The 20,939-nt window shown below is 67.6% G+C and carries 22 protein-coding genes, 1 tRNA gene and 1 pseudogene; 12 read left to right on the top strand and 12 right to left on the bottom strand.

Annotation, left to right across the window (positions count from 1 at the left end; translation table 11 throughout):
• Positions 1-4 precede the first annotated feature (4 nt).
• The gene (locus tag JMT67_RS12530) at positions 5-562 is read left to right on the top strand and encodes an ActR/PrrA/RegA family redox response regulator transcription factor (protein ID WP_054764658.1); all 558 of its coding nucleotides are present in this window, start codon (positions 5-7) and stop codon (positions 560-562) included.
• A gap of 250 nt (positions 563-812) precedes the next feature.
• Here the strand turns inward: JMT67_RS12530 and JMT67_RS12525 are convergent.
• Both JMT67_RS12525 and cpdR read right to left on the bottom strand, forming a co-directional pair.
• Positions 813-887, bottom strand: a tRNA-Val gene (locus JMT67_RS12525).
• Between the two features lie 124 nt (positions 888-1,011).
• Entirely contained in the window at positions 1,012-1,368 is a 357-nt protein-coding gene (gene cpdR, locus JMT67_RS12520) for a cell cycle two-component system response regulator CpdR (protein ID WP_054764657.1), read from the bottom strand.
• Positions 1,369-1,426: 58 nt separating this feature from the next.
• Here cpdR and JMT67_RS12515 point away from each other — a divergent pair, with 58 nt between their 5' ends.
• Positions 1,427-2,308, top strand: coding sequence for an N-formylglutamate amidohydrolase (locus JMT67_RS12515; RefSeq protein WP_201463635.1), 882 nt, complete (start codon positions 1,427-1,429; stop codon positions 2,306-2,308).
• A 261-nt stretch (positions 2,309-2,569) separates the two neighbouring features.
• Here JMT67_RS12515 and JMT67_RS12510 read toward each other — a convergent pair whose 3' ends face one another.
• The gene (locus JMT67_RS12510) at positions 2,570-3,256 is read right to left on the bottom strand and encodes a DUF599 domain-containing protein (protein ID WP_054764656.1); all 687 of its coding nucleotides are present in this window, start codon (positions 3,254-3,256) and stop codon (positions 2,570-2,572) included.
• Positions 3,257-3,383: 127 nt separating this feature from the next.
• On the opposite strand from JMT67_RS12510, the gene ppa reads away from it, so the two are divergent.
• Positions 3,384-3,944: an inorganic diphosphatase gene (gene ppa / locus JMT67_RS12505; RefSeq protein ID WP_201463634.1), complete on the top strand. Its 561-nt coding sequence runs from the start codon at positions 3,384-3,386 to the stop codon at positions 3,942-3,944.
• Between the two features lie 73 nt (positions 3,945-4,017).
• On the opposite strand, the gene arsH is transcribed toward ppa, so the two are convergent.
• From arsH to JMT67_RS12490, 3 genes are read right to left on the bottom strand one after another with little or no spacing between them, the layout of a single operon-like run.
• On the bottom strand, positions 4,018-4,761 hold the full coding sequence (gene arsH / locus JMT67_RS12500) for an arsenical resistance protein ArsH (RefSeq protein WP_183217594.1): 744 nt from the start codon (positions 4,759-4,761) through the stop codon (positions 4,018-4,020).
• Entirely contained in the window at positions 4,758-5,195 is a 438-nt protein-coding gene (gene arsC, locus JMT67_RS12495; RefSeq protein ID WP_201463633.1) for an arsenate reductase (glutaredoxin), read from the bottom strand. The genes arsH and arsC overlap by 4 nt, the downstream gene beginning before the upstream one ends.
• 7 nt (positions 5,196-5,202) lie before the next feature.
• Positions 5,203-5,538 (bottom strand): ArsR/SmtB family transcription factor, encoded by a 336-nt coding sequence (locus tag JMT67_RS12490; RefSeq protein ID WP_201463632.1) that lies wholly within the window; start codon positions 5,536-5,538, stop codon positions 5,203-5,205.
• A gap of 79 nt (positions 5,539-5,617) precedes the next feature.
• Between JMT67_RS12490 and JMT67_RS12485 the strand changes: the two genes are divergently transcribed.
• The gene (locus JMT67_RS12485; RefSeq protein WP_201463631.1) at positions 5,618-6,901 is read left to right on the top strand and encodes an arsenic transporter; all 1,284 of its coding nucleotides are present in this window, start codon (positions 5,618-5,620) and stop codon (positions 6,899-6,901) included.
• Between the two features lie 63 nt (positions 6,902-6,964).
• A complete protein-coding gene (gene hslU / locus JMT67_RS12480) occupies positions 6,965-8,266 on the top strand; it encodes an ATP-dependent protease ATPase subunit HslU (protein WP_201463630.1) in 1,302 nt (433 codons plus the stop codon).
• On the opposite strand, the gene JMT67_RS12475 is transcribed toward hslU, so the two are convergent.
• Complete coding sequence (locus JMT67_RS12475) at positions 8,256-9,587, bottom strand: YihY/virulence factor BrkB family protein (protein WP_233455874.1); 1,332 nt, start codon at positions 9,585-9,587, stop codon at positions 8,256-8,258. The two genes, hslU and JMT67_RS12475, sit on opposite strands and share 11 nt — an antisense overlap.
• A 9-nt stretch (positions 9,588-9,596) precedes the next feature.
• Here JMT67_RS12475 and prmC point away from each other — a divergent pair, with 9 nt between their 5' ends.
• Positions 9,597-10,511, top strand: coding sequence for a peptide chain release factor N(5)-glutamine methyltransferase (gene prmC / locus JMT67_RS12470; RefSeq protein WP_054764650.1), 915 nt, complete (start codon positions 9,597-9,599; stop codon positions 10,509-10,511).
• Positions 10,512-10,528: 17 nt separating this feature from the next.
• Here the strand turns inward: prmC and JMT67_RS12465 are convergent, their stop codons facing one another.
• Both JMT67_RS12465 and JMT67_RS12460 read right to left on the bottom strand, forming a co-directional pair.
• Positions 10,529-11,137, bottom strand: a complete 609-nt coding sequence (locus JMT67_RS12465; RefSeq protein ID WP_152949436.1) for a DUF1134 domain-containing protein — start codon at positions 11,135-11,137, stop codon at positions 10,529-10,531.
• A 106-nt stretch (positions 11,138-11,243) separates the two neighbouring features.
• Positions 11,244-12,239 (bottom strand): alpha/beta fold hydrolase, encoded by a 996-nt coding sequence (locus tag JMT67_RS12460; RefSeq protein WP_201463629.1) that lies wholly within the window; start codon positions 12,237-12,239, stop codon positions 11,244-11,246.
• A 59-nt stretch (positions 12,240-12,298) separates the two neighbouring features.
• On the opposite strand from JMT67_RS12460, the gene JMT67_RS12455 reads away from it, so the two are divergent.
• Both JMT67_RS12455 and JMT67_RS12450 read left to right on the top strand, forming a co-directional pair.
• Positions 12,299-13,135 carry an aldo/keto reductase gene (locus tag JMT67_RS12455; RefSeq protein ID WP_201463628.1) on the top strand — a complete coding sequence of 279 codons (837 nt, stop codon included), beginning with the start codon at positions 12,299-12,301 and terminating at the stop codon, positions 13,133-13,135.
• Positions 13,136-13,224: 89 nt separating this feature from the next.
• Positions 13,225-14,511, top strand: coding sequence for a HEPN/Toprim-associated domain-containing protein (locus JMT67_RS12450; RefSeq protein WP_201463627.1), 1,287 nt, complete (start codon positions 13,225-13,227; stop codon positions 14,509-14,511).
• Between the two features lie 104 nt (positions 14,512-14,615).
• On the opposite strand, the gene JMT67_RS12445 is transcribed toward JMT67_RS12450, so the two are convergent.
• Positions 14,616-15,017, bottom strand: coding sequence for an HIT domain-containing protein (locus JMT67_RS12445; RefSeq protein WP_201463626.1), 402 nt, complete (start codon positions 15,015-15,017; stop codon positions 14,616-14,618).
• A 106-nt stretch (positions 15,018-15,123) separates the two neighbouring features.
• On the opposite strand from JMT67_RS12445, the gene mdh reads away from it, so the two are divergent.
• Positions 15,124-16,098 (top strand): malate dehydrogenase, encoded by a 975-nt coding sequence (gene mdh / locus JMT67_RS12440; RefSeq protein WP_201463625.1) that lies wholly within the window; start codon positions 15,124-15,126, stop codon positions 16,096-16,098.
• Between the two features lie 215 nt (positions 16,099-16,313).
• Here the strand turns inward: mdh and zapE are convergent, their stop codons facing one another.
• Complete coding sequence (gene zapE / locus JMT67_RS12435; protein ID WP_201463624.1) at positions 16,314-17,405, bottom strand: cell division protein ZapE; 1,092 nt, start codon at positions 17,403-17,405, stop codon at positions 16,314-16,316.
• Positions 17,406-17,551: 146 nt separating this feature from the next.
• On the opposite strand from zapE, the gene JMT67_RS12430 reads away from it, so the two are divergent.
• From JMT67_RS12430 to JMT67_RS16485, 3 genes and pseudogenes are all read left to right on the top strand, one after another.
• On the top strand, positions 17,552-18,598 hold the full coding sequence (locus JMT67_RS12430; protein WP_201463623.1) for an aspartate-semialdehyde dehydrogenase: 1,047 nt from the start codon (positions 17,552-17,554) through the stop codon (positions 18,596-18,598).
• Between the two features lie 179 nt (positions 18,599-18,777).
• Positions 18,778-19,344 (top strand): annotated as a pseudogene (locus tag JMT67_RS16490) (EamA family transporter); the annotation flags it as partial.
• 76 nt (positions 19,345-19,420) lie between these two features.
• Entirely contained in the window at positions 19,421-19,720 is a 300-nt protein-coding gene (locus JMT67_RS16485; protein ID WP_325100335.1) for an EamA family transporter, read from the top strand.
• On the opposite strand, the gene JMT67_RS12420 is transcribed toward JMT67_RS16485, so the two are convergent.
• A complete protein-coding gene (locus tag JMT67_RS12420; RefSeq protein WP_201463622.1) occupies positions 19,717-20,850 on the bottom strand; it encodes a serine hydrolase domain-containing protein in 1,134 nt (377 codons plus the stop codon). The two genes, JMT67_RS16485 and JMT67_RS12420, sit on opposite strands and share 4 nt — an antisense overlap.
• Positions 20,851-20,939: the final 89 nt, after the last annotated feature.

Raw genomic sequence — 20,939 nt, 5'->3', positions numbered from 1 at the left:
CAGAATGCCCGAGCTTGAGACCCGCATCGCCGCCCTGCCCGACAAGTCCCTGCTGCTGCTGGACGACGACCAGGCCCTGCGCACCCGGATGGGGCGGGCGCTGGAGGCGCGCGGCTTCGAGGTGACCACCGCCGCCTCGGTCGCCGAGGCTCAGCTGCGGCTGAACGAAAAGGCCCCGGCCTTCGCCGTCCTGGACATGCGGCTGGAGGACGGCAACGGGCTGAAGATCGTCGAGGCGGTGCGCGAGCGGCGCGAGGACGCCCGGATCGTGATGCTGACCGGCTACGGCGCCATCGCCACGGCGGTTGCGGCGGTCAAGGCCGGCGCCGTCGATTATCTGTCCAAGCCCGCCGACGCCGACGACGTGGTCAAGGCCCTGCTGGCGAGCGGCGACGCGGCCCCCGAGCCGCCCGAAAACCCGATGAGCGCCGACCGGGTGCGCTGGGAGCATATCCAGCGGGTCTATGAGCTGTGCGACCACAATGTCTCGGAAACCGCCCGCCGCCTTGGCATGCACCGCCGCACCCTGCAACGCATCCTGGCGAAACGCGCGCCGCGGTAAGGGGCGAGGGCGGAGCCGGGGCCGTGGAGCGGTCGTTTTCGCTTCCTGGTCGATCGTGAGCGAGCTTTCGGGCCGCTGTCTGTGGCTGCTGTCGGCACGCCCCACCCTTCGCCCCAGGTCCGCGACGCCCTGATCAACCGCGCCCGCGATCCGGGCTACGACCTGACCCTGCTGCGACCAGCATAACAGCCGGAGCTCTGAGCGGCGCATCCGCAGGGCTCGACAAGTCTTCGATTGTCTTGGGGAGGAATGGTGGACGCGACAGGGATTGAACCTGTGACCCCTACGATGTCAACGTAGTGCTCTCCCGCTGAGCTACGCGTCCGCCGTGGCGGCTCTCGATCGGTTCGAGAGCGGGAAGGGCGGTCGTATAGCGGCACGACCGGCCCGCATCAAGCGGCTTTGACCGCCGCAACGAGATTTCTGGAAAACCGTCGCGATTTCAACGCTCAGGCCGCCACCATCCGTTCGACCTCATTGACCAGGTCGCGCAGATGGACGGGTTTGGACAGGACCTTGGCCTGGGGCGAAGCCTGGGCGGCGGTCAGGGCGACGGCGGCGAAGCCGGTGATGAACATGATGCGCAGGCCGGGCTGGCGGGCGGCGGCGACGCGGGCCACCTCGATCCCGTCGGCGCCGGGCATGACGATGTCAGTCAGCAGCAGGTCGTAGGGGCCGTGCTCCAGGGCGTCGATGGCGTCGTCGCCGTTTTCGCAGTCGATGACCTGATGGCCCGCCCGCTCCAGGGCGCGGGTCAGGAACCCGCGCAGCGAACTGTCGTCTTCGGCCAGGAGGATGCGCGCCATTCGAAAAGGCCCCTTGAATTCAGAGGAGCGACGCTAGGCCCACAACGGTAAACCGGCGATGAAATTCGCCGGTCGCACGACTTCCTTCCACAGCGAAACGCGCTATGCGGTGGACATGACCCCGGCCGGCGCCAATTTCGCGATCACGACGCCGCCTGCGGACGCGCCCCAGACGGCCCTGGTCTTCGCCTCGCCCCATTCGGGCGATCTCTATCCGGCGGACATGGCGCCCGCCCCCGGCCTGGCGAACGCCAGTCTGAAGAGCGCGGAGGACGCCCGGGTCAACGCCCTGGTGCAGGCGGGGCCGGCGTGCGGGGCGCCCCTGATCGAGGGCCGGATCGGCCGCGCCTATGTGGATCTGAACCGCGACCCCGCCGAACTGGACCCCGAACTGATCGAAGGGGCTGACGGTGCGGTCGGGGCCAAGACCCGAGCCGGATACGGCGTCATCCCCCGCCGCAGCGGCGACGGCCTGCCGCTTTATGACCGGCGCCTGTCGCGGGCCGAGGCGGAGGCCCGGATCGCGGCGGTCCACCGGCCCTATCATCAGGCGCTGGAGGGCCTGATGCGTCAGACCCTGGCCCGCCAGGGGCGCGCCCTGCTGATCGACTGGCATTCGATGCCGGCGCGGGCCGCCGGGGTGGAGGTGGTGCTGGGCGACCGACACGGCGCCGCCTGCGATCCGCGGCTGACGCGGCGGCTGCGCGACCTGTTCCAGGGGCTGGGCTGGCGGGTGGGCCTGAACCACCCCTACGCCGGGGGCTGGTCCACCCAGGTCTGGGGCCGGCCGCAGGAGGGGTTTCACGCCGTCCAGATCGAACTGAACCGCCGTCTGTATCTGGACGAGGGCCGCCAGGCGCCCAACGCCGCCTATCAGAAGACGCGCAAGGCCCTGACCCGCGTCATCGCCGCCCTGTGCTCTGAGCCCTGGGGCGTTTAGGCCGGCGCGACTTATCGGCGATCAGCCAAAAAAAAAGCCGCGCCCGGAGGCGCGGCATGAAAGTCTATAGGGAGGAAACGCCCAGGAAGGGCAAGACGCCCGGAGGCGTCAGAGGAGAACTTAGGTTGCAACGCACAAACGGTCAAGGGCTCTGCGCGTCCTGACGGTCACAGGATGTTACGCAATTACGGCGGTTACGGTCCTAATTCGCCTCATAGGCGCCACACCGCGCGGGAAGCCCGTTGTGCGCCTGCACAATGATCAGCCTTCTCCCAGCAGACGGCGGGCGTTGCGAATGGCGCGCGCGGCCGGCGACGCCTCCTGGCGATAGATCAGAAGGCCGAAGGCCGAAGCCACGCCCAGGGCCAGCCACATCGGGCCGAACAGCCAGGCCGCCGCCGCCAGGGCGAAATAATAGCCCCTAACCCCCTGGCTGAAGGCGCTGAGCGCGGGGTTCAGCAACTCCCCCGCCGCCTGGCCATAGGCCTTGCGGTCCGTTTCGGACTGGATCTCGGGCGCCGCCCCGATCAGGGCCAGGGCGTAGTTCATCTGACGCAGGGCCCAGATGAAGTCCAAAAAGCCGCGCGCCAGGCACATCAGCACCAGGGCCAGCTTGGCCTCCAGAATGCGGATCGGCACGTTTTCGGCCCCCACGGCGGCGAAGCCTTCCAGCTTGCTCTCCCCGCCGAACAGAATCCCCCCCACCGCCGCGATCAGCAGCAGATTGGTCGAGGCGAAAAACGAGGCCGAATTGATCGAATGGCCCATCAGCTGGCTGTCCACCAGCCGGATCTCGCGGTGGGTCATGGCCGCCATCCACCGATTGCGGACATGGACCATGTCCTCGTTCAGGGCGCCGCCGTGCCGGGCGATGAATCTCAGGATCGGCCCATAGCCCAGCCAGCAGACGAAAAAGAGGGTCAGGGCGGTCCAGTCGATCCAGGTCATGGCGCCTAGTGAACCCGCTCCGACGCCGGGCGCAAGAGCCTGAACGCACGTCGCCCTTGCCCAGGCGGCCCGCCCGTCCTATCACCCCTCGCTTTCAAGATTTTCGCAGTCGCAGCAAAGACCCGCCATGAACCTCGACGCCATTCCGGTCGGCCCGAACGCTCCCTGGGACATCAATGTCATCATCGAGATCCCGCAAGGCGGTCTGCCGGTGAAGTATGAGATGGACAAGGAGTCCGGCGCCCTGTTCGTCGACCGCTTCCTGCACACGGCCATGTACTATCCCGGCAACTACGGCTTCGTTCCCCATACCCTGTCGGACGACGGCGACCCCTGCGACGTGATCGTTCTGAACCCGACGCCGGTCGTTCCCGGCTGCGTCATCCGCTCGCGCCCGATCGGCGTGCTGAAGATGGTGGACGAGGCCGGCGGCGACGAAAAGATCCTGGCGGTGCCGGTCGACAAGCTGAACCCCTACTACACCGAGATCGCCAGCTATCGTCAGCTGCCGGCCATCCTGATCGAGCAGATCGAACACTTCTTCACCCGCTACAAGGATCTGGAGAAGGGCAAGTCGGTCACGGTCAAGGGCTGGGGCGACGCCGGCGAGGCCGCCGAACTGATCTCGGCCGGCATGAAGGCCCACAAGGACAAGCTGGCCGCCAAGAAGGCCGGCAAGGCCGCCTGATCGGGCGGCGACTAAGACAGACGCATTCAGGCGCCCTCCGACCCCGGAGGGCGCCTTTTTGCTGGGCGATACGTCAGCGACGCCCGGCGACGGCGGACAGGTCGGTCGAGGGGTCGAGCGGAACGCCGGCCGCCTTGCGTTCCGAATAGCGGTCCACCAGTTGGGCGGCGTGGGGGCGGGTCAGGACGGTGAACCGGACCAGTTCCTCCATCACATCGACGATACGGTCGTAATAGGCCGACGGCTTCATCCGGTCGTTGTCGTCGAACTCCATGAAGGCCTTGGCGACGCTGGACTGGTTGGGGATGGTGATCATCCGCATCCAGCGGCCCAGCAGACGCAGGGTGTTGACGGCGTTGAAGCTCTGGGAGCCGCCCGACACCTGCATCACCGCCAGGGTGCGGCCCTGGGTCGGGCGCAGTCCGCCGATGTTCAGCGGCAGGTGGTCGATCTGCAGCTTCATGATCCCCGAGATCTGGCCGTGCCGCTCCGGGCTGCACCAGACCATGGCCTCGGACCACATGGCGTGTTCGCGCAGTTCGTGGACGGCGGGATGGTCGTCGCCGGCGACCTGATCGGTCAGGGGCAGGTCGGAGGGGTCGAAGATGCGGGTCTCGCACCCCATCCGCCGCAGCAGCCGCGCCGCCTCCTCCACGCACAGGCGCGAGAAGGACCGTTCGCGCAGCGAGCCGTACAGCAGCAGCACGCGCGGCGGCGGCTCGCCCGGCCCCAGCCCCGCCGCCGGGGCCGCCGACAGATAGGCCGGATCGAGCGCCGGAAGATGGTCGGGGTCGGGCAGGCGGCGAAGGCGGCTCATCCCGCGACCGGGGCCCTGACCCGGCGGCCGTCGGCGTCGATCACCACTTCGCCGTCCTCCTTGGTGAAGGGTTTCAGCCCCTCCTGGGGCAGCAGGTCCAGCACCGCCTCGGACGGCCGGCACAGTTTCACGCCGCGGGGCGAGACCACGATGGGCCGGTTCATCAGGATCGGATGAGCCTCGATCGCGTCCAGCAGCTGATCGTCCGACAGGCCGGGGTCGCCCAGGCCCAGCTCCGCATAGGGCGTGCCCTTTTCGCGCAGGATGTCGCGCACCGATCCGCCCGTCCGCTCGACCATCTGCGCCACCAGGGCCCGGCTGGGCGGGGTCTTCAGATAGTCGATCACATGGGGCTCGATCCCGACGTGGCGGATCAGGGCCAGGGTGTTGCGAGACGTCCCGCAGGCGGGATTGTGATAGATGACGACGTCCATGGGGGCCTCAGTCGCAGCAGGGGGCCAGTTCGGCCAGCAGGGGTTGGCAAAGTTCGGCGCGGCCCTGACAGCAGTCCTTCAGCAGGAACAGCACCAGGTCGCCCAGCCGATCCAGATCGGCGCGATAGACGATCGAGCGGCTGCGTCTCTGGGCGCGGATCAGCCCCGCCCGCGACAGCACGCCCAGATGGGCCGACATCGTATTGGCCGGCACCGCCAGCCGATCCGCCACCGCGCCGGCCGCCAGGCCCTCCGGCGCGCTGCGAACCAGCAGGCGAAAGGCCTCCAGCCGCGTGGGCTGGGCCAGGGCCGCGAGGGCGAGAATGGCGGGTTCGAATTCCATTATTCCAAGATACTAGAAATATGACGCGGCGCAAGCTACAGGTTCGCTGCGGACGCCGGTCCGCGCTAGGATCCGCCCCATGATCGTCGCCCTTCTGATCTTCGCCGTCACCATCGTCCTGGTGCTGTGGCAGCCGAAGGGCCTGCAGATCGGCTGGAGCGCCCTGGGCGGGGCGGCGGCCGCTTTGCTGCTGGGCGTGGTGACCCTGAACGACATCCCCGTGGTCTGGGGGATCGTCTGGAATGCGACGGCGGCCTTCGTCGCCATCATCGTCATCAGCCTGCTGCTGGACGAGGCCGGCTTCTTCGAATGGGCGGCCCTGCATGTCGGCCGCTGGGGCGCAGGTCACGGGCGGCGGCTGTTCGGCCTGGTGGTCCTGCTCGGCGCGGCGGTCTCGGCCCTGTTCGCCAATGACGGGGCGGCCCTGATCCTGACGCCCATCGTCATCGCCATGCTGCTGGCCCTGGGCTATGGGCCCAAGGCGACCCTGGCCTTCGTCATGGCGGCGGGCTTCATCGCCGACACGGCCAGCCTGCCGCTGGTCGTCTCTAATCTGGTCAATATCGTCTCGGCCGACTTCTTCGACATCGGCTTTGATCGCTATGCGGCGGTCATGGTTCCGGTGAACCTGGCCTCGGTCGCCGCCACCCTGGCGGTCCTGTTCGCCGTCTTCGGGCGCGACATCCCCAAGGCCTATGAGGTGGACCGCCTGCCCCGGCCGGGAACTGCGATCAAGGACCGGGCGACCTTCATCGCCGGCTGGCTGGTGCTGGGTCTGCTGCTGCTGGGCTTCTTCGTTCTGGAGCCTCGGGGTCTTCCCGTCTCGGCCATCGCCGCCGCCGGCGCCGTCGTGCTGCTGATCGTCGCCGGGCGCGGCTCGAAGATCAGCACGACCAAGGTCCTGCGCGAGGCGCCGTGGCAGGTCGTGATCTTCTCGCTGGGCATGTATCTGGTGGTCTATGGACTGGGGAACGCCGGGCTGACGCGCCATCTGGCCCAGTTGATGGACGGCTTCGCCGAAGGCGGCGTCTGGGGGGCGACCTTCGGAACCGGCTTCCTGACCGCCGCCCTGTCGGCCGTCGCCAACAACCTGCCCACGGTCCTGATCGCCGCCCTGTCCATCGACGCCTCCTCGGCGACCGGCCCGGTGAGGGAGGCCATGATCTACGCCAATGTCATCGGCAGCGACCTGGGCCCCAAGATGACCCCCATCGGCTCCCTGGCCACACTGCTGTGGCTGCACGTCCTGGCCCGAAAGGGCGTCCGCATCGGCTGGGTCTATTACATCAAGATCGGCCTGATCCTGACCCTCCCCGTCCTCGCCGTCACCCTGACCGCCCTGGCGTTGAGGCTGGCGGTCTAGCGAAACAGCGCCGCGACGCCCTGCCCTCTCCCGCAACGGTTCTCGGCCTCCTATGTGAGCGCCATGACTGACCTTTCCCCCCGCGAAATCGTCTCCGAACTGGATCGCTATATCGTCGGCCAGGACGACGCCAAGCGCGCCGTGGCCGTGGCCCTGCGCAACCGCTGGCGTCGCAAGCGGGTCCCGGAGGACCTGCGCGACGAGGTGACGCCCAAGAACATCCTGATGATCGGCCCGACCGGCGTCGGCAAGACCGAGATCGCCCGGCGGCTGGCGCGACTGGCCGGTTCGCCCTTCCTGAAGGTCGAGGCGACCAAGTTCACCGAGGTCGGCTATGTCGGCCGCGACGTCGATCAGATCATGCGCGACCTGGTCGAGAGCGCCCTGGTCATGGTGCGCGAGCGGCGGCGCGGCGAGGTGCGGGCCCGCGCCGAGGGGGCGGCCGAGGACCGGATCCTGGACGCCCTGGTCGGGCCCGGCGCGGGGCCTGCGACGCGCGACAGCTTCAGGAAGAAGCTGCGGGCCGGGGAACTGGACGACAAGGAGATCGAGATCGCCTTGGCCGACACGGGGTCGCCGATCCAGGGGCTGGACATCCCCGGCGGCGGGGCCGTGGGCCTGCTGAACCTGTCGGAGATGCTGGGCAAGATGGGCGGCGGCCGGACCAAGACGGTCAAGCTGACGGTCCGCGACGCCGTCGCCCCCCTGATCGCCGAAGAGGGCGACAAGCTCTTGGATCAGGACAGCCTGACCAAGGAGGCCCTGATCCTGGCCGAGAACGAGGGCATCGTCTTCCTGGACGAGATCGACAAGGTGGCGGCGCGCCAGGGGGCCTCGGGCGCCGACGTCAGCCGCGAGGGCGTCCAACGCGATCTTCTGCCCCTGATCGAGGGGACCACCGTCTCGACCAAGTATGGGCCGGTGAAGACGGACCATGTGCTGTTCATCGCCTCGGGCGCCTTCCATGTGGCCAAGCCGTCGGACCTGCTGCCCGAATTGCAGGGGCGGCTGCCGATCCGGGTCGAGCTGAAGGCCCTGACGCGCGACGACTTCAAGCGGATCCTGACCGAGCCCGAGGCCAATCTGATCCGTCAGAACCAGGCCCTGCTGGCGACCGAGGACGTGACCCTGACCTTCACCGAGGACGCGATCGAGGCCCTGGCCGATGCGGCGGTGGCGGCCAATTCGGCGGTGGAGAACATCGGCGCCCGGCGGCTTCAGACCGTGCTGGAGCGAGTGCTGGAGGAGACCAGTTTCAAGGCCTCCGACCTGGCGGGCCAGACGGTGACTTTCGACGGGGCGGCGGTGCGCGACAAGCTGAGTCTGCTGACCAAGGACGTCGACCTGAGCCGCTTCATTCTGTAGCGGTCCCGTCCCGCTCGCGGCGGCTGCGGCGGCGCGTCAGCCGGTCGGCCATGGCCTCGGCGTGGCGCTGGGTGAAGGCCAGGGCGGCCGGATTGCCCCGGCGCGCGCCCACCGTATCGGCGACCTTGGCGCCCCGGTCCCCGATCGGCTGAGGCTTTCCGGTCGTGGTGTCCATGGCCGTCTGGTGCTCGATCTCGGCGTTCAGCTCCGCCCCCATCAGGATCACCTGCACCGACAGCCAGGTCCACAGCAGAAAGCCCATAATGGCCGCCAGGGGGCCGTAGGAGTCGGTGCGGACGAAGTTGGTCAGATACCAGCTGAAGAGGAAGGAGACGGTCAGGCTGAGCAAGGCGGCGAAGAGGGCGCCCGGCGTCAACCAGCGCCAGCGCGCCTTCTGCCGACAGGGGCCGAACCGATAGATCAGAGTCAGGGCCGCGACATAGCCGACCAGCAGCAGGGGCCAGCGCAAAAGGGCGAACAGGCCCCACTCCTCCTGAAGGCCGAACAGCCGGATCACCACCGGCGCCCCCACCACCAGGGCCGAGGTCAGCAACAGGGCCAGAATGGCCCCGATGGTGAAGCCCATGCACAGCAGATTATAGCGGACGATGTTGCGCCGCTCGACCTCGTGATAGGCGACGTTCAGCCCGTAGAACAGCACCTTGACCGCCCCGTTGGCGGTCCACAGCGACAGGGCCAGGGTCCAGATGAGGGTGAAGGTCAGCTGGCCGCTGGAGTTCCGGGCCAGCCGCTCCATCTCTCCGCCCAGGAACTGGGCGATGCTGTCGGGCATGACGGCGTAGAGGAACCGCAACCGGCTCCAGGCGTCGGCCGGATCGGCGAACAGGCCGTAAAGGGTGACGAAACTCCCCAGCAGCGGAAACAGGGACAAGAGGGTGAAGAAGGTCACGCCCCCCGCGACGAAACCGACCCGGTCGCCGAAATAGGAGCCGCCCGTCCGCCACAGTATGTCGATCCAGCCCTTGTGCGGAATCTGTTCCGGCCGTCTGGCCAGCCGGCCCCGGCCCGGCTCCCTGGCCTCATAGTCTTCGGGCGTCGGCGGCTTGGGCGGCAGGGGCTCGGGGCGTTTGGGGCGCAGCTCCACCCCCACCTTGTGCCCCTGGGTGTAGAGCAGATGGGCCGCGCCCGCCCCGGCGGTCAGGCCGCCCAGGGCGGCGGCGACGAACCTCCACCAGGGACGACGACGGGGCTGCGGCGAAGATCTGAACCTGAACATCAGCAGGCGAACGGGAAAGCCGCCCCCCGCGTTCCCAGGCCACGGCGCCCGGTCGCGCTTGAAATCCCCTGTGCGAAGGGCCAATCAGCCGTCATGACCCTCGAGCCCCTCTCCCCCAAGCCCGCCGACGGCGCCGCGACCCTGTTGACCGTGTGGAAGGCCGCCCAGGCCCGACTGAAGGACGGCCGCATCGACAGCCCGGCCATCGACGCCCGCCTGCTGCTGGAGGCCGCCGCCGGCGCCAGCCGCACCGACATACTGACCGACCCCTATCGGATCGTCACCCCCGAGCAGCAGGCCGCCTATACGGCCATGATCGACCGCCGCCTGCGCCGCGAGCCGGTCTCGCGCATCGTCGGCAAGAAGGGTTTTTGGAAGATCATGCTGAACGTCACCCCCGACGTCCTCAGCCCCCGGCCCGACACCGAGACCCTGTTGGACGTCGCCCTCCTGGCCTTCGCCCGGCACGAAGCCTTCACCGCCGTCGACCTGGGCACGGGCTCGGGCGCCATTCTGCTGGCCCTGCTGGCCGAGCGGACGGCGGCCAAGGGGGTGGGCACCGACATCTCCACCGAGGCCCTGGCGGTCGCCAAGGAGAACGCCGCCAATCTGGATCTGAACGAGCGCGCCACCTTCCTGCGCACGGAATGGGCGGCCGGTTTCGGCGACGCGAGCTTTGACCTGGTGCTGTCCAACCCGCCCTATATCCCGACCGACCATATCCCTGGCCTGGACCCGGAGGTGCGCGATCACGACCCGCACCTGGCCCTGGACGGCGGCCCCGATGGCTTGCAGGCCTATCGCGACCTAGCCCCCGAGATCCGGCGCATCCTGAAGCCCGGCGGCGTCTTCGCGGTCGAGATCGGCTGGGACCAGGGCCCGCAGGTCAAGGCCCTGTTCGAGGCGGAAGGCTTTGCGGACGTCAAGATCGTCAAGGATCTGGGCGACCGCGACCGCGTCGTCACCAACGGCCCCGACCCCCGCACCAACCCCATTCCGCAGGAATAGGGTCGGCCTCAACCGGTTCAGAAGGGCAGAAGATTGCGCTGGCGGCTGTAGCTCATGGTGCCGACATTGGCGCCCAGGCGCAGGCCCACGCCGGTGCGGATCGGGGCCAGGGTGATGCCGTCGGCCCGCTGATAGTTTACGCCCAGGCCCGCGATCAGATAGGCCGAACCTTCGACGCCCGGAAAGCGGCGATAGATCATGTCCGGATGGTACAGGCCATAGACCAGGGTGAAGACGCGGCTGGCGTTGCCGCCCCAGTCCCAACCCACAGACGCCCCCTGCCAGAACACTTCCTGAGACGCCGACAGATCCTTCATGTGCAGGGCGCCGCGCCCGTAGCGGGCGCCGACGACCACGGCCCCGGAGCCTTCCTCACCCGCGATATAGGCGGTGGGGCGATCGCCCTGGTCGGCGAAGACCCGCTCGATCGCCCCGCCCACCACCTCGGCGGCGATGCCCAGCTCCTTGGACCCGGCCGCGACCAGTTCGTCGAAGGTGTAGGCGGGCGCCGAATTGTCGGAGCTGATCGGATAGTTGGGATTGGCCGGCGCCGAGGCGCAGGCGCCCAGAGACGAGGCCCCTGCGGCGGTGGCCAGGCCGGACAGGATCATTTGGCGGCGATGCATGGGGGGCTCCGAGAACGGCGAGAAGACGGGTCGGCGGGTCCGCCGAGGTTCGCGGCACCGTCCCCGACCTTTACGGCAGACTTGCGGCTTCAAGGTTAACGCAGGCTTACGTCTGGCCCCCGTCCGCGTCCGGCAGATCCTTCAGAAAGGCCAGCAGCAGGGCGTTCACCGCCTCGGCCTTTTCCTGCTGAATCCAGTGACCGGCGCCGGGCACGACCACCGACCGGCTCAGGTTCGGAACCCAGTCCTTCAGCCCCGCCTCGGCCGACCCGGCGTAGTGGCGCACCGGGTCGTCCTCGCCGACGATGAACAGGGCCGGCTGGAGGATTCGCTGCTCCTGCGCAAAGGCCGTCAGCGACCAGTTCAGGTCGATGGCGCGGTACCAGTTCAGCGGGGCGTCAAAGCCGCCGGCCGAAAAGGCCTCCACATATTCGGCGAAATGGGCCGGGCTCATCCACGGCGGCAGGTCGGCGGCGTCATCGATACTGTCCAGCAGGCCGACGCCCCGCGCCATGAAGCCGGTAGCCCGTTTCGACGCCGGAGTGGCCCCGTCATAGGCCCAGAACAGCTTCCTCAGCGTCGTCGCCGGATCGGCCTCCAGCGCCCGATGGGCGTCGGCCGCCTGGAACCGGTTGATATAGAGGTCGCCCATACCGGCCCGTTCGGACAGAACCGCCATGACGGTCGTCGGCGGTCCCTGGGGTCGGCGCGGCTGGAAGGGCACGGACAGGCCGGCCACAGCCGTGAAAAGATCGGGCCGCAGCAGGGCGCAGTGCCAGGCGACCGGGGCGCCCCAGTCGTGGCCCACGACGACGGCGCTCTGTTCGCCCAGGGCCCGCACCAGATCGACCATGTCCCCGACCAGATGCAGGATCGAATAGGCGGCGGCGCCCTGGGGCTTGTCCGTGCCGCCGTAACCGCGCATGTCCGGCGCCGCGACATGGTATCCCGCCAGGGACAGGGCCTCGACCTGGGCGCGCCAGCTGACGCCCAGTTCGGGGAAGCCGTGGATCAGCAGGACCAGGGGCGCGTTAGGCTGATCATATCCCGCCTCCAGCACCTGTTGGACAAGGCCGTCGGTCTTGATAAGCCGGGTACGCATCTCAACCTCTCCATACCCAAGCCAAGGCGGCCTTTCGCCGCGAATGGAACAGGACCGACATGACCCGCCTCGTCACCTTTGCAGACGGTACGACCGTTCCCGCCCTGGGCCAAGGGACGTGGGAGATCGGCGACCATCCCGCCCGGCGCGACGCCGAACAGCAGGCCCTGGCGCGCGGCATCGACCTGGGCCTGACCCTGATCGACACGGCCGAACTGTACGGCGACGGCCGCTCCGAACGGCTGGTGGGCGAGGTGATCGCCGGCCGCCGCGAGGAGGTCTTTCTGGTGTCCAAGGTCCGACCCGAGAACGCCTCCGAACTGAAGATGATGCTGGCTTGCGAAAAGTCGCTGGAGCGGCTGGGGACGGACCGTCTGGACCTCTATCTGCTGCACTGGGAGGGCCGCGTCCCGCTGGAGGAGACGGTCGCCGCCTTCCAGGAACTGGTCGATGAAGGGATGATCGTCCGCTGGGGCGTGTCCAATCTGGACCTGCGGGCCATGGAGCGGCTGATGGAGATCGAAGGCGGCGAGGACTGCGCCGTCAATCAGCTCCTCTATCATCTGGGGTCGCGCGGGGTGGAGTTCGACCTGTTGCCCTGGATGCAGGCGCGCGACATGCCGATGATGGCCTATTCGCCCCTGGGGCGGGGCGGCCTGCTGGACCATCCGCTGATCCGCGACATCGCCAACCGCCACGACGCCGACCCGGCCCAGGTGGCCCTGGCCGCCGTCCTGCGCCAGGACGGCGTCATCGCCATTCCCAAGGCGAGCTCGGTCGAGCACGTGGAGGCCAACGCCGACGCCCTGGAGATCCAGTTCGACGCCGAGGACCTGGAGCGGCTGGACGCCGCCTTCCCCCCGCCGACGCGGGTGACGCCGCTGGACATCATCTGACGGGCGCGCGGAGACTTACCCAGCGCATAGCTTCGGCTTAGGGTACAAATTTTCCGGAATGACTGAGACGCTAGGACGACCGAAGGCCCATGGGGAGCTATTGCGCCATCCAGTTTGATGACATGGAGATCGTCACAGCGAAATCTTACGTGCCGGACGACTACGCAGCCCTGTTCCAGGAGGGCGACCGCGACCGGTCTCACCGCTCTGACGACGAACCTAACGGAGAGGCTCGGGCGACCTTCCGCTACAAAGCGTCCCGCGAAACGATCCTGCGCAGGCTTTCGCTTCTCGGCGCGACTCGCGAAGTTGTCGTTGAATCGTTCGACCGATGGCTGAAGGAATTGCGGGAAACTTGGGGGGACTATGCAAAGGATGGCTGGGGCCATGACGTCGCTAACGCTGCGCAGCAGCTGACGCCGGCGGAATGGATTCGCCGCGTACCTGAAGTGCTGGCTACCCGATTTGCAAAGGACGACTTTGACCGAGAGCCCATCGACGAAATCGACAGACAGCTTCGTGATGATAGCGGCGAGGGCTGGCTGAACTTTGACGGCTACGGGTCTCTCTACTCGCTAAGAGCAATGCTTGAGGCTTGCGTAGATGTTCAGTGGGTAACGCTGGACATGACCGACTTAGTGGACGCGGGATACTATGACAGCGAAAGTCCGCTGGCATTGGAAGCACGGCGCAGCGTTTTCGAGTCCTACAACCCGCTGACGCCCACCCTGATACTCGCTGAGGGCAGCACCGACATTGCAATTTTCCGCGCGACCCTTCCCATCCTATATCCGGAACTCGTCGATTACTTCTCGTTCTTCAATCATGCTGAACTATCCGTCGATGGCGGTGCCGTTTATCTAGTGAAGTTCCTAAAGGCGTTCGCGGCCGCTAACATCACCAACCGCATGATCGCGGTCTTCGACAACGATACTGTTGGCGTTCATTCCTTCAAACAGGCGTCGGCACTCGCCCTGCCACCGAACATTATCGTGACGCGCCTGCCGGACTGCGAAACGGCTCGTCATTATCCAACTGTCGGACCGCAGGGCCGGCACTCGATGAACGTCAACGGTCTTGCCGCCGGCATTGAGCTCTACCTTGGCGCAGAAGCATTGAGCCTCAACGACGAATTGCGGCCGGTGCGCTGGACAGGATACGTCGCCGGTGCCGACGCTTATCAAGGCGAAGTTCAGGGGAAGACCGACGTTGCCAGGGCATTCCTCCACGGCTTAGCAATGGTCGAAAATCGGGAGGAGGCCGTGGCAAAGTTCGCCGATCTCGTCGGCGTATGGGAACACCTAATCAACCTCGTGGAGAGCGCAGCTGAAGCGTCTTCTCTACGGGCATGGACCCGCCTTCAGCGGGAGTTTTAGTGACCCTTCCGGATCGGTGGACGTACCCTCTCAAGCGCCAGCGCCGAGCTTATCGGAACGGGTGAAACTCCATTACTTGGGGCTTATAAGGAACAGACGGTGGGCTACCCGCCCGCGATTAACGCCGACAAGCGCGCCCGCTCGTCAGCGGCATATGGGACCGCCGGTCCCCGCCCCCAGACGGGATCGGGCCACAGGTCGTCGTCGCGGCGGCGGCCCACCACATGGACGTGCAGCTGGGCCGTGACATTGCCGATGGCCCCGACGTTCAGCTTCTGCACCGCTCCCAGTCGGCGCAGCAGGGCGCCGGCCCGCACGGTCTCCTCCATCAGCACGGCCCGCTGTTCGACGCTCAGATCCTCCAGCTCCACCGCGCCTTCGACGCGCGGGATCAGGATCAGCCAGGGGAAGCGGGCGTCGTCCTGAAGCCGCACATGACACAGCGGCCATTCAGCGGCGGCGATGGAGCCGGCGGCGAAGGCGGGGTCTGGACGAAAGTCGGTCATCGGGGCTCCTGATCGAACGTCGGCCAGCCTTGCAGCGCCGCCCTTGCGGGTCTAGACCGCCCGCACGATTAATCCCCTTTCGCACACGCAATAACCGGAGACATCCATGGCTCGCGCGAAGATCGCCCTTATCGGCGCCGGCATGATCGGCGGCACCCTGGCCCATGTGGCCGCCCGCGAAGCGCTGGGCGACGTGATCCTGTTCGACATCGCCGAAGGCACCCCCCAGGGCAAGGCGCTGGACATCGCCGAGGCCACCGCCGTCTTCGGCTCGGACGTGGCCCTGAAGGGCGCGAACGACTACGCCGACATCGCGGGCGCCGACGTCTGCATCGTCACCGCCGGCGTGCCGCGCAAGCCGGGCATGAGCCGCGACGACCTGATCGGCATCAATCTGAAGGTCATGAAGGCCGTCGGCGAGGGCATCAAGGCCCACGCCCCCAACGCCTTCGTCATCTGCATCACCAACCCGCTGGACGCCATGGTCTGGGCGCTGCAGAAGTTCTCAGGGCTCCCCAAGGAGAAGGTCGTCGGCATGGCCGGCGTGCTCGACTCGGCGCGCTTCGCCTACTTCCTGGCTGAAAAGACCGGCGTCTCGGTTCAGGACATCCACGCCTGGACCCTGGGCGGTCACGGCGACGACATGGTGCCGATGGTGCGCCACTCGACCGTCGGCGGCCTGCCCCTGCCCGACGCCGTCTCGGCCGGCTTCCTGAGCCAAGACGAACTGGACGCCATCGTCGAGCGCACCCGCAAGGGCGGCGGCGAGATCGTCGCCCTGTTGAAGACCGGTTCGGCCTTCTACGCCCCGGCTGAATCGGCCATCGCCATGGCCAAGTCCTATCTGAAGGACGAAAAGCGCGTCCTGCCCTGCGCCGTCTGGCTGTCGGGCGAATACGGCCTGTCCGACCTCTACGTCGGCGTTCCGGCCCTGATCGGCGCGAACGGCGTCGAGAAGGTGGTCGAGTTCACCACCAATGACGACGAAAAGGCGATGCTGGCCAAGTCGGTCGCCTCGGTCCAGGGCCTGATCCAGGCGTGCAAGGACATCGATTCCTCGCTGGCTAAAGCCACATCTTGATTTCGATGACGAAGGGCCGCAGAGCGATCTGCGGCCCTTTTCTTTGGGATGCTCAGACCTTCCCCCGCTTGCGGGGGAAGCAGCAGGTCGTGGCGCGCAGCGACACGCCTGACGATGGGGGAAATCTTCTCGTTGAAACAAGACTCCCCTCTCCGACCCTGGTCCGCTGCGCGGACGCCGGCCCACCTCTCCCGCAAGCGGGAGAGGGTCTTCTGTCACTCCCGCACGTGGGCCAGCCAGTCCCTGCTCTGCATCTCGTTGAACCGCGACACGGTGCGTTCGAACTCGAACGCCCCCACGCCTTCGGTATAGAGGGCCTCGGGCCGGGCGGCGGCCAGGACGATCAGCTTGGTCTTGGCCTCGTAAAGCGCGTCCACCAGGGTCACCAGACGGCGCGCCTCATGGTGGTTGGCGGGCCCCAGGATCGGCACATCCTCCAGGAACAGGGTGTGGAATCGCTCGGCGATCGCCAGATAGTCCTGCGGCCCCAGCGGCCGGCCGCACAGGTCCGCAAAGCTGGCCCGCGCCATGGCCCCCACGGTCCGCTCCACCACGACATCCCGCCCCAGGACGGTCAGGTGCGCCGACTCTTCCGGCTCGCCCCCCTTCAGTTCGCGCCACAGGGCCTCGAACCCGGCGCGGTCGTCCGGCGTGTGCCAGACCTGGGCCGAACTGAGCCGGTCCAGCCGCCAGTCGCGCGCCCCCGCCGTCTGCACCACGTCGCAGCGGTCGCGGATGATGTCGATGAAGGGGGTGAAGAGCTGGCGGTTGATGCCGTTCTTATAGAGGTCCTCGGGCGCCCGGTTCGAGGTGACGGCCAGCACCACCTTGTCCTCGAACAGGGCCTCGAACAGCCGGCCCAGGATCATGGCGTCGGCGATGTCGGTCACCTGAAGCTCGTCGAAACACAGCAGCCGGGCTTCGGAGGCGATCAGCTTGGCGATCGGCGGAATGGGATCGTCGCCCTTGTGGGTTCCGAACACGGCCTTGCGGCTTTTGGAGTCCCCCTCGCGCCACTGGCGCACCAGGTCGTGGATCCGGGCCATGAAGGCGTGGAAATGGGCGCGCTTTTTACGCGGCTCGGGCGTGGCCGAATAGAAGAGGTCCATCAGCATGGACTTGCCCCGCCCCGGCGGGCCGTAGAGGTAGATCCCCTTCACCTCGGGCGGGCGACCGAACAGGCCGCGCCGGGCCAGATCGCGCTCCAGCCGCTCAAGGGCGACCAGGACTTCGGCCTGGGCCGGATCGGGCGTCAGAACGCCCTCTTCCACGCGGATGTCGTAGGCGTTTCGGATGCGGGAGGTCATGAGAGCCCTGCTTAAAGCCCCAGGCGCCGAAAAGCGATTGCTTCGCGGCTGCGAACGCCTAAATGCACTTCGCAATCACCAAAATCGCGCTCAAGCAGCGAGGCTCCGCCGAGCCGAGCGGTAGCGCGTCCGAAGGACCAAGCATCATGGGTTATCGCGTCGCGATCGTCGGGGCCACGGGCAATGTGGGCCGCGAAATGCTGAACATCCTCGAGGAGCTGAACTTCCCCGTCGATGAAATCCACGCCATCGCCTCGCGCAAGTCCAAGGGGGTCGAGGTCTCGTTCGGCGACCGGACCGTCAAATGCCAGGACATCGAGCAGTTCGACTTTTCCAAGGTCGACATCGTCCTGATGTCGGCGGGCGGCGCGGTGTCGCGGGAATGGTCCGAAAGGATCGGCAAGGCCGGCCCCATCGTGATCGACAACTCCTCGGCCTTCCGCAAGGACCCGGACGTGCCGCTGATCGTGCCCGAGGTGAACCCCGACGCGGTCAAGGACGCCAAGAAGAAGAACATCATCGCCAACCCCAACTGCTCGACCGCCCAGCTGGTCGTGGCGCTGAAGCCCCTGCATGACGCGGCCAAAATCAAGCGGGTGGTGGTCTCGACCTATCAGTCGGTGTCCGGCGCCGGCAAGGAAGGCATGGACGAGCTGTGGAACCAGACCAAGGCCATCTACGGCCTGGGCGACGCCACGCCCAAGAAGTTCCCCAAACAGATCGCCTTCAACGTCATCCCCTTCATCGGCGCCTTCAACGAGGACGGCTATACCGACGAAGAGCAGAAGATGTGGGACGAGACCCACAAGATGCTGGATCCGAACATCAAGCTGACGGTCACCTGCGTGCGGGTGCCGGTCTTCGTCGGCCATTCGGAAGCGGTGACGGTCGAGTTCGATCGCCCCATCGAACCGGACGAGGCCCGCGCCGTCCTGCGCGAGGCGCCGGGCGTGCTGGTCGTCGATAAGCAGGAGCACGACGGCTACATCACTCCGGTCGACGCCGCCGGCGAGTTCGCCGTCTACGTCAGCCGCATCCGCAAGGATCCGACGGTCGAGAACGGCCTGAGCTTCTGGGTGGTGTCGGACAATCTGCGCAAGGGCGCGGCCCTGAACGCCGTCCAGATCGCCCAACTGCTGGACGAGACGGGCACGATCAAGCCGTCGTCGGGGTATCGTTCGATCACGGTCTAAACCGCTCCGCTTAGCTTTCGTCATCCTCCGGCAAGCCGCGTCTTCGCGGCGCAGACCGGGGGACCCAGCGGCGCCGAAGGCGAAATCCATCCGCCGCTGGATACGAAAGACCTCTTCTGCGACAGGTTCGCGCTCGCGCGCGCCGCTGGGTCCCCCGGTTCCGCTTCGCGGCCCGGAGGATGACGAAAGTAAAACACGTGCGCTCCCCCATGACCGCCTCCCCCTCCCCCAACGATCCCCGCGCGGTCGGCACGGCCATCGCCTGCTACACCCTGTGGGGTCTTCTGCCCCTGCTGTTCATGGCCCTGGCGGCCCACGGCTTCAGCGCGCCCGAGATCCTGGCTCACCGGGCGGTCTGGTCGGTCTTCGTGGCGGGGCTGGGCCTGCTGCTGGCGGGACAGTGGAACGAGGCGAAACAGGCGCTGGCGACGCCGCGCGTCTTCGGCTGGCTGGCCCTGTCGGCGGCGATGATCGCGGTCAACTGGAGCCTCTATGTCTTCGCCACCACCCATCATGCGACGCTGGAGGCCAGCCTCGGCTATTACATCAACCCGCTCTTGAACATGGCCGCAGGGGCCCTGCTGTTCCGCGAGAAGATCGACCGCTGGAGCGGCGTCGCCATCGCCCTGGCCGCCGTGGGGGTGGCCGTCCAGACCGTCGCCCTGGGCCATGTGCCGATCATCGGACTGACGCTCGCCGTCACCTTCTGCGCCTATGCGGTGATCAGAAAGCGCGTGCCCGCCTCGGCCCAGACCGGCCTGTTCGTCGAATGTCTGGTGCTGATGCCGTTCGGCGGCCTGTTCCTGGCCTGGCTGGCGGCCCATGGGCTTTTCCTCGCCCGCCGGACTGGCCTGGGCCCTGGTCAACGGACCGGCGACGGTCATTCCTCTGGTGCTGTTCGCCTGGTCGGCGCGGCGTCTGCCCCTGTCCACCGTCGGCTTCATCCAGTTTCTGGCGCCGACGCTGCAGTTCGCCTGCGGCGTCTGGGCGGGCGAGCCCCTGACCCCGCTGCGGATCGTCTCCTTCGGCTTCATCTGGGCCGGAGCGGGCGTCTTCGCCCTGGGCGCGGCGCAGCGGTCGCGCGCCGCCCGACGCGCAGTCGTCCTGTCGGAAACCGTCTAGACCGCGGCGTAGAGGGCGTCCAGCAGGCGCCGGGGGCGCGGGTCGCCGATCAGGTGCGGCGACTGGCGCGTCATCACATAGGCGGCCGACAGGCGCCGCGACGGATCGGCCATGGCCATGGATCCGCCCCAGCCGTAGTGGCCCAGGGACTCGCCCGGCCCGAAGACGTTCAGCCCGTCGTTTCGCATCAGGCCCGCCGCCCAGCTGATCACATAGGGCAGCACCTTGTCCTGACCGTGGATCCGCTCGCGCGTCAGGTCGCGCAGCACCCCCTTGGACAGCACCCTTCGCCCGCCCAGCATCCCCTCATTGGCCACGACGCCCAGCATCCGCGCCAGGCCCGCCGCCGTGGCATGCATATTGGCCGAAGGGATCTCCATCTTGCGCCATTCGGCCGAGCCGCGCCCGCCCGGCGCCGAGCCCCGGTCCAGGAAGGCCGCCTGTTTGATCGGATCTATGGTCCCCAGGCTGGGCGCGGCCGAGGGTTTGCGCATCTGGGCCACCCGCCCGTGCTGGTCCTCCGGCAGGCCGATCCACAGGTCCAGGTCGGCGAAGTCGGCGCGCAGGGCCTGGCCCATGGTCCGGCCGGTCGTCAGGCGGAACACCTCATTGGCCAGATAGCCGACCGTGACCGGATGATAGCCCGAGGCCGTGCCCGGTTCCCACATGGGCGCCTGGGCCGACAGCCGGGCGTTGACCGCCGCCGGATCGAACCACAGCGACGGCTCCACCGGCTCCGAGAAGCCGGGCAGGCCCGACTGGTGGCTCATCAGCTGGGCGACGGTGACCTTGTCCTTGCCGGCCTGGCCGAAGGTGGGCCAGATATGGGAGACCTTCTCGTCATAGGCCACCTTGCCCGCCTCGACCGCCGTGGCCATCAGCAGGGCCATCACCGCCTTGCCGGTCGAGAAGACCGGGGTCAGGGTGTCCTCGGCGAAGGGCGTCGTCTTGGCCGTATCGGCGTGCCCCGCCCACAGATCGACGACCGGCGCCCCCTCGATCATCAAGCAGAACCGCGCCCCCACCTCGTTCAGCCCCTCGGGCGCATCGGTGAAGTTGGCGGCGAAGGCGTCCTTCACCGATGCGAAACGCGGATCGCAGACGCCGTGGATGTCGAGAGCTTCGGTCATGGAGGCGTTCTAGCCCTTCCCCCGCTTGCGGGGGAAGTGTCAGCTCGTCGAGCGGAGCGAGGCGGCTGACGATGGGGGAAGTCTTCTTC

Origin of the sequence: Brevundimonas aurantiaca (assembly GCF_904830995.1) — a bacterium.
Lineage (GTDB): Bacteria > Pseudomonadota > Alphaproteobacteria > Caulobacterales > Caulobacteraceae > Brevundimonas > Brevundimonas aurantiaca.
The sequence above is the reverse complement of the archived record's forward strand: the minus strand, read 5'-3'. Positions and strand labels throughout refer to the sequence as shown.

Excerpts from the sequence above, each read along its gene's own strand:
- JMT67_RS12445 (WP_201463626.1), bottom strand. The coding sequence starts at position 15,017 with ATGACCGACTTTCGTCCAGACCCCGCCTTCGCCGCCGGCTCCATCGCC.
- prmC (WP_054764650.1), top strand. The coding sequence starts at position 9,597 with ATGACCCTCGAGCCCCTCTCCCCCAAGCCCGCCGACGGCGCCGCGACC.
- JMT67_RS12455 (WP_201463628.1), top strand. The coding sequence starts at position 12,299 with ATGACCCGCCTCGTCACCTTTGCAGACGGTACGACCGTTCCCGCCCTG.
- JMT67_RS16485 (WP_325100335.1), top strand. The coding sequence starts at position 19,421 with ATGGGCTTTTCCTCGCCCGCCGGACTGGCCTGGGCCCTGGTCAACGGA.
- mdh (WP_201463625.1), top strand. The coding sequence starts at position 15,124 with ATGGCTCGCGCGAAGATCGCCCTTATCGGCGCCGGCATGATCGGCGGC.
- JMT67_RS12460 (WP_201463629.1), bottom strand. The coding sequence starts at position 12,239 with ATGCGTACCCGGCTTATCAAGACCGACGGCCTTGTCCAACAGGTGCTG.
- JMT67_RS12430 (WP_201463623.1), top strand. The coding sequence starts at position 17,552 with ATGGGTTATCGCGTCGCGATCGTCGGGGCCACGGGCAATGTGGGCCGC.
- JMT67_RS12465 (WP_152949436.1), bottom strand. The coding sequence starts at position 11,137 with ATGCATCGCCGCCAAATGATCCTGTCCGGCCTGGCCACCGCCGCAGGG.
- hslU (WP_201463630.1), top strand. The coding sequence starts at position 6,965 with ATGACTGACCTTTCCCCCCGCGAAATCGTCTCCGAACTGGATCGCTAT.
- arsC (WP_201463633.1), bottom strand. The coding sequence starts at position 5,195 with ATGGACGTCGTCATCTATCACAATCCCGCCTGCGGGACGTCTCGCAAC.
- JMT67_RS12420 (WP_201463622.1), bottom strand. The coding sequence starts at position 20,850 with ATGACCGAAGCTCTCGACATCCACGGCGTCTGCGATCCGCGTTTCGCA.
- cpdR (WP_054764657.1), bottom strand. The coding sequence starts at position 1,368 with ATGGCGCGCATCCTCCTGGCCGAAGACGACAGTTCGCTGCGCGGGTTC.
- ppa (WP_201463634.1), top strand. The coding sequence starts at position 3,384 with ATGAACCTCGACGCCATTCCGGTCGGCCCGAACGCTCCCTGGGACATC.
- JMT67_RS12515 (WP_201463635.1), top strand. The coding sequence starts at position 1,427 with ATGAAATTCGCCGGTCGCACGACTTCCTTCCACAGCGAAACGCGCTAT.
- arsH (WP_183217594.1), bottom strand. The coding sequence starts at position 4,761 with ATGAGCCGCCTTCGCCGCCTGCCCGACCCCGACCATCTTCCGGCGCTC.
- JMT67_RS12485 (WP_201463631.1), top strand. The coding sequence starts at position 5,618 with ATGATCGTCGCCCTTCTGATCTTCGCCGTCACCATCGTCCTGGTGCTG.
- JMT67_RS12510 (WP_054764656.1), bottom strand. The coding sequence starts at position 3,256 with ATGACCTGGATCGACTGGACCGCCCTGACCCTCTTTTTCGTCTGCTGG.
- JMT67_RS12490 (WP_201463632.1), bottom strand. The coding sequence starts at position 5,538 with ATGGAATTCGAACCCGCCATTCTCGCCCTCGCGGCCCTGGCCCAGCCC.
- JMT67_RS12450 (WP_201463627.1), top strand. The coding sequence starts at position 13,225 with ATGGGGAGCTATTGCGCCATCCAGTTTGATGACATGGAGATCGTCACA.
- JMT67_RS12530 (WP_054764658.1), top strand. The coding sequence starts at position 5 with ATGCCCGAGCTTGAGACCCGCATCGCCGCCCTGCCCGACAAGTCCCTG.
- zapE (WP_201463624.1), bottom strand. The coding sequence starts at position 17,405 with ATGACCTCCCGCATCCGAAACGCCTACGACATCCGCGTGGAAGAGGGC.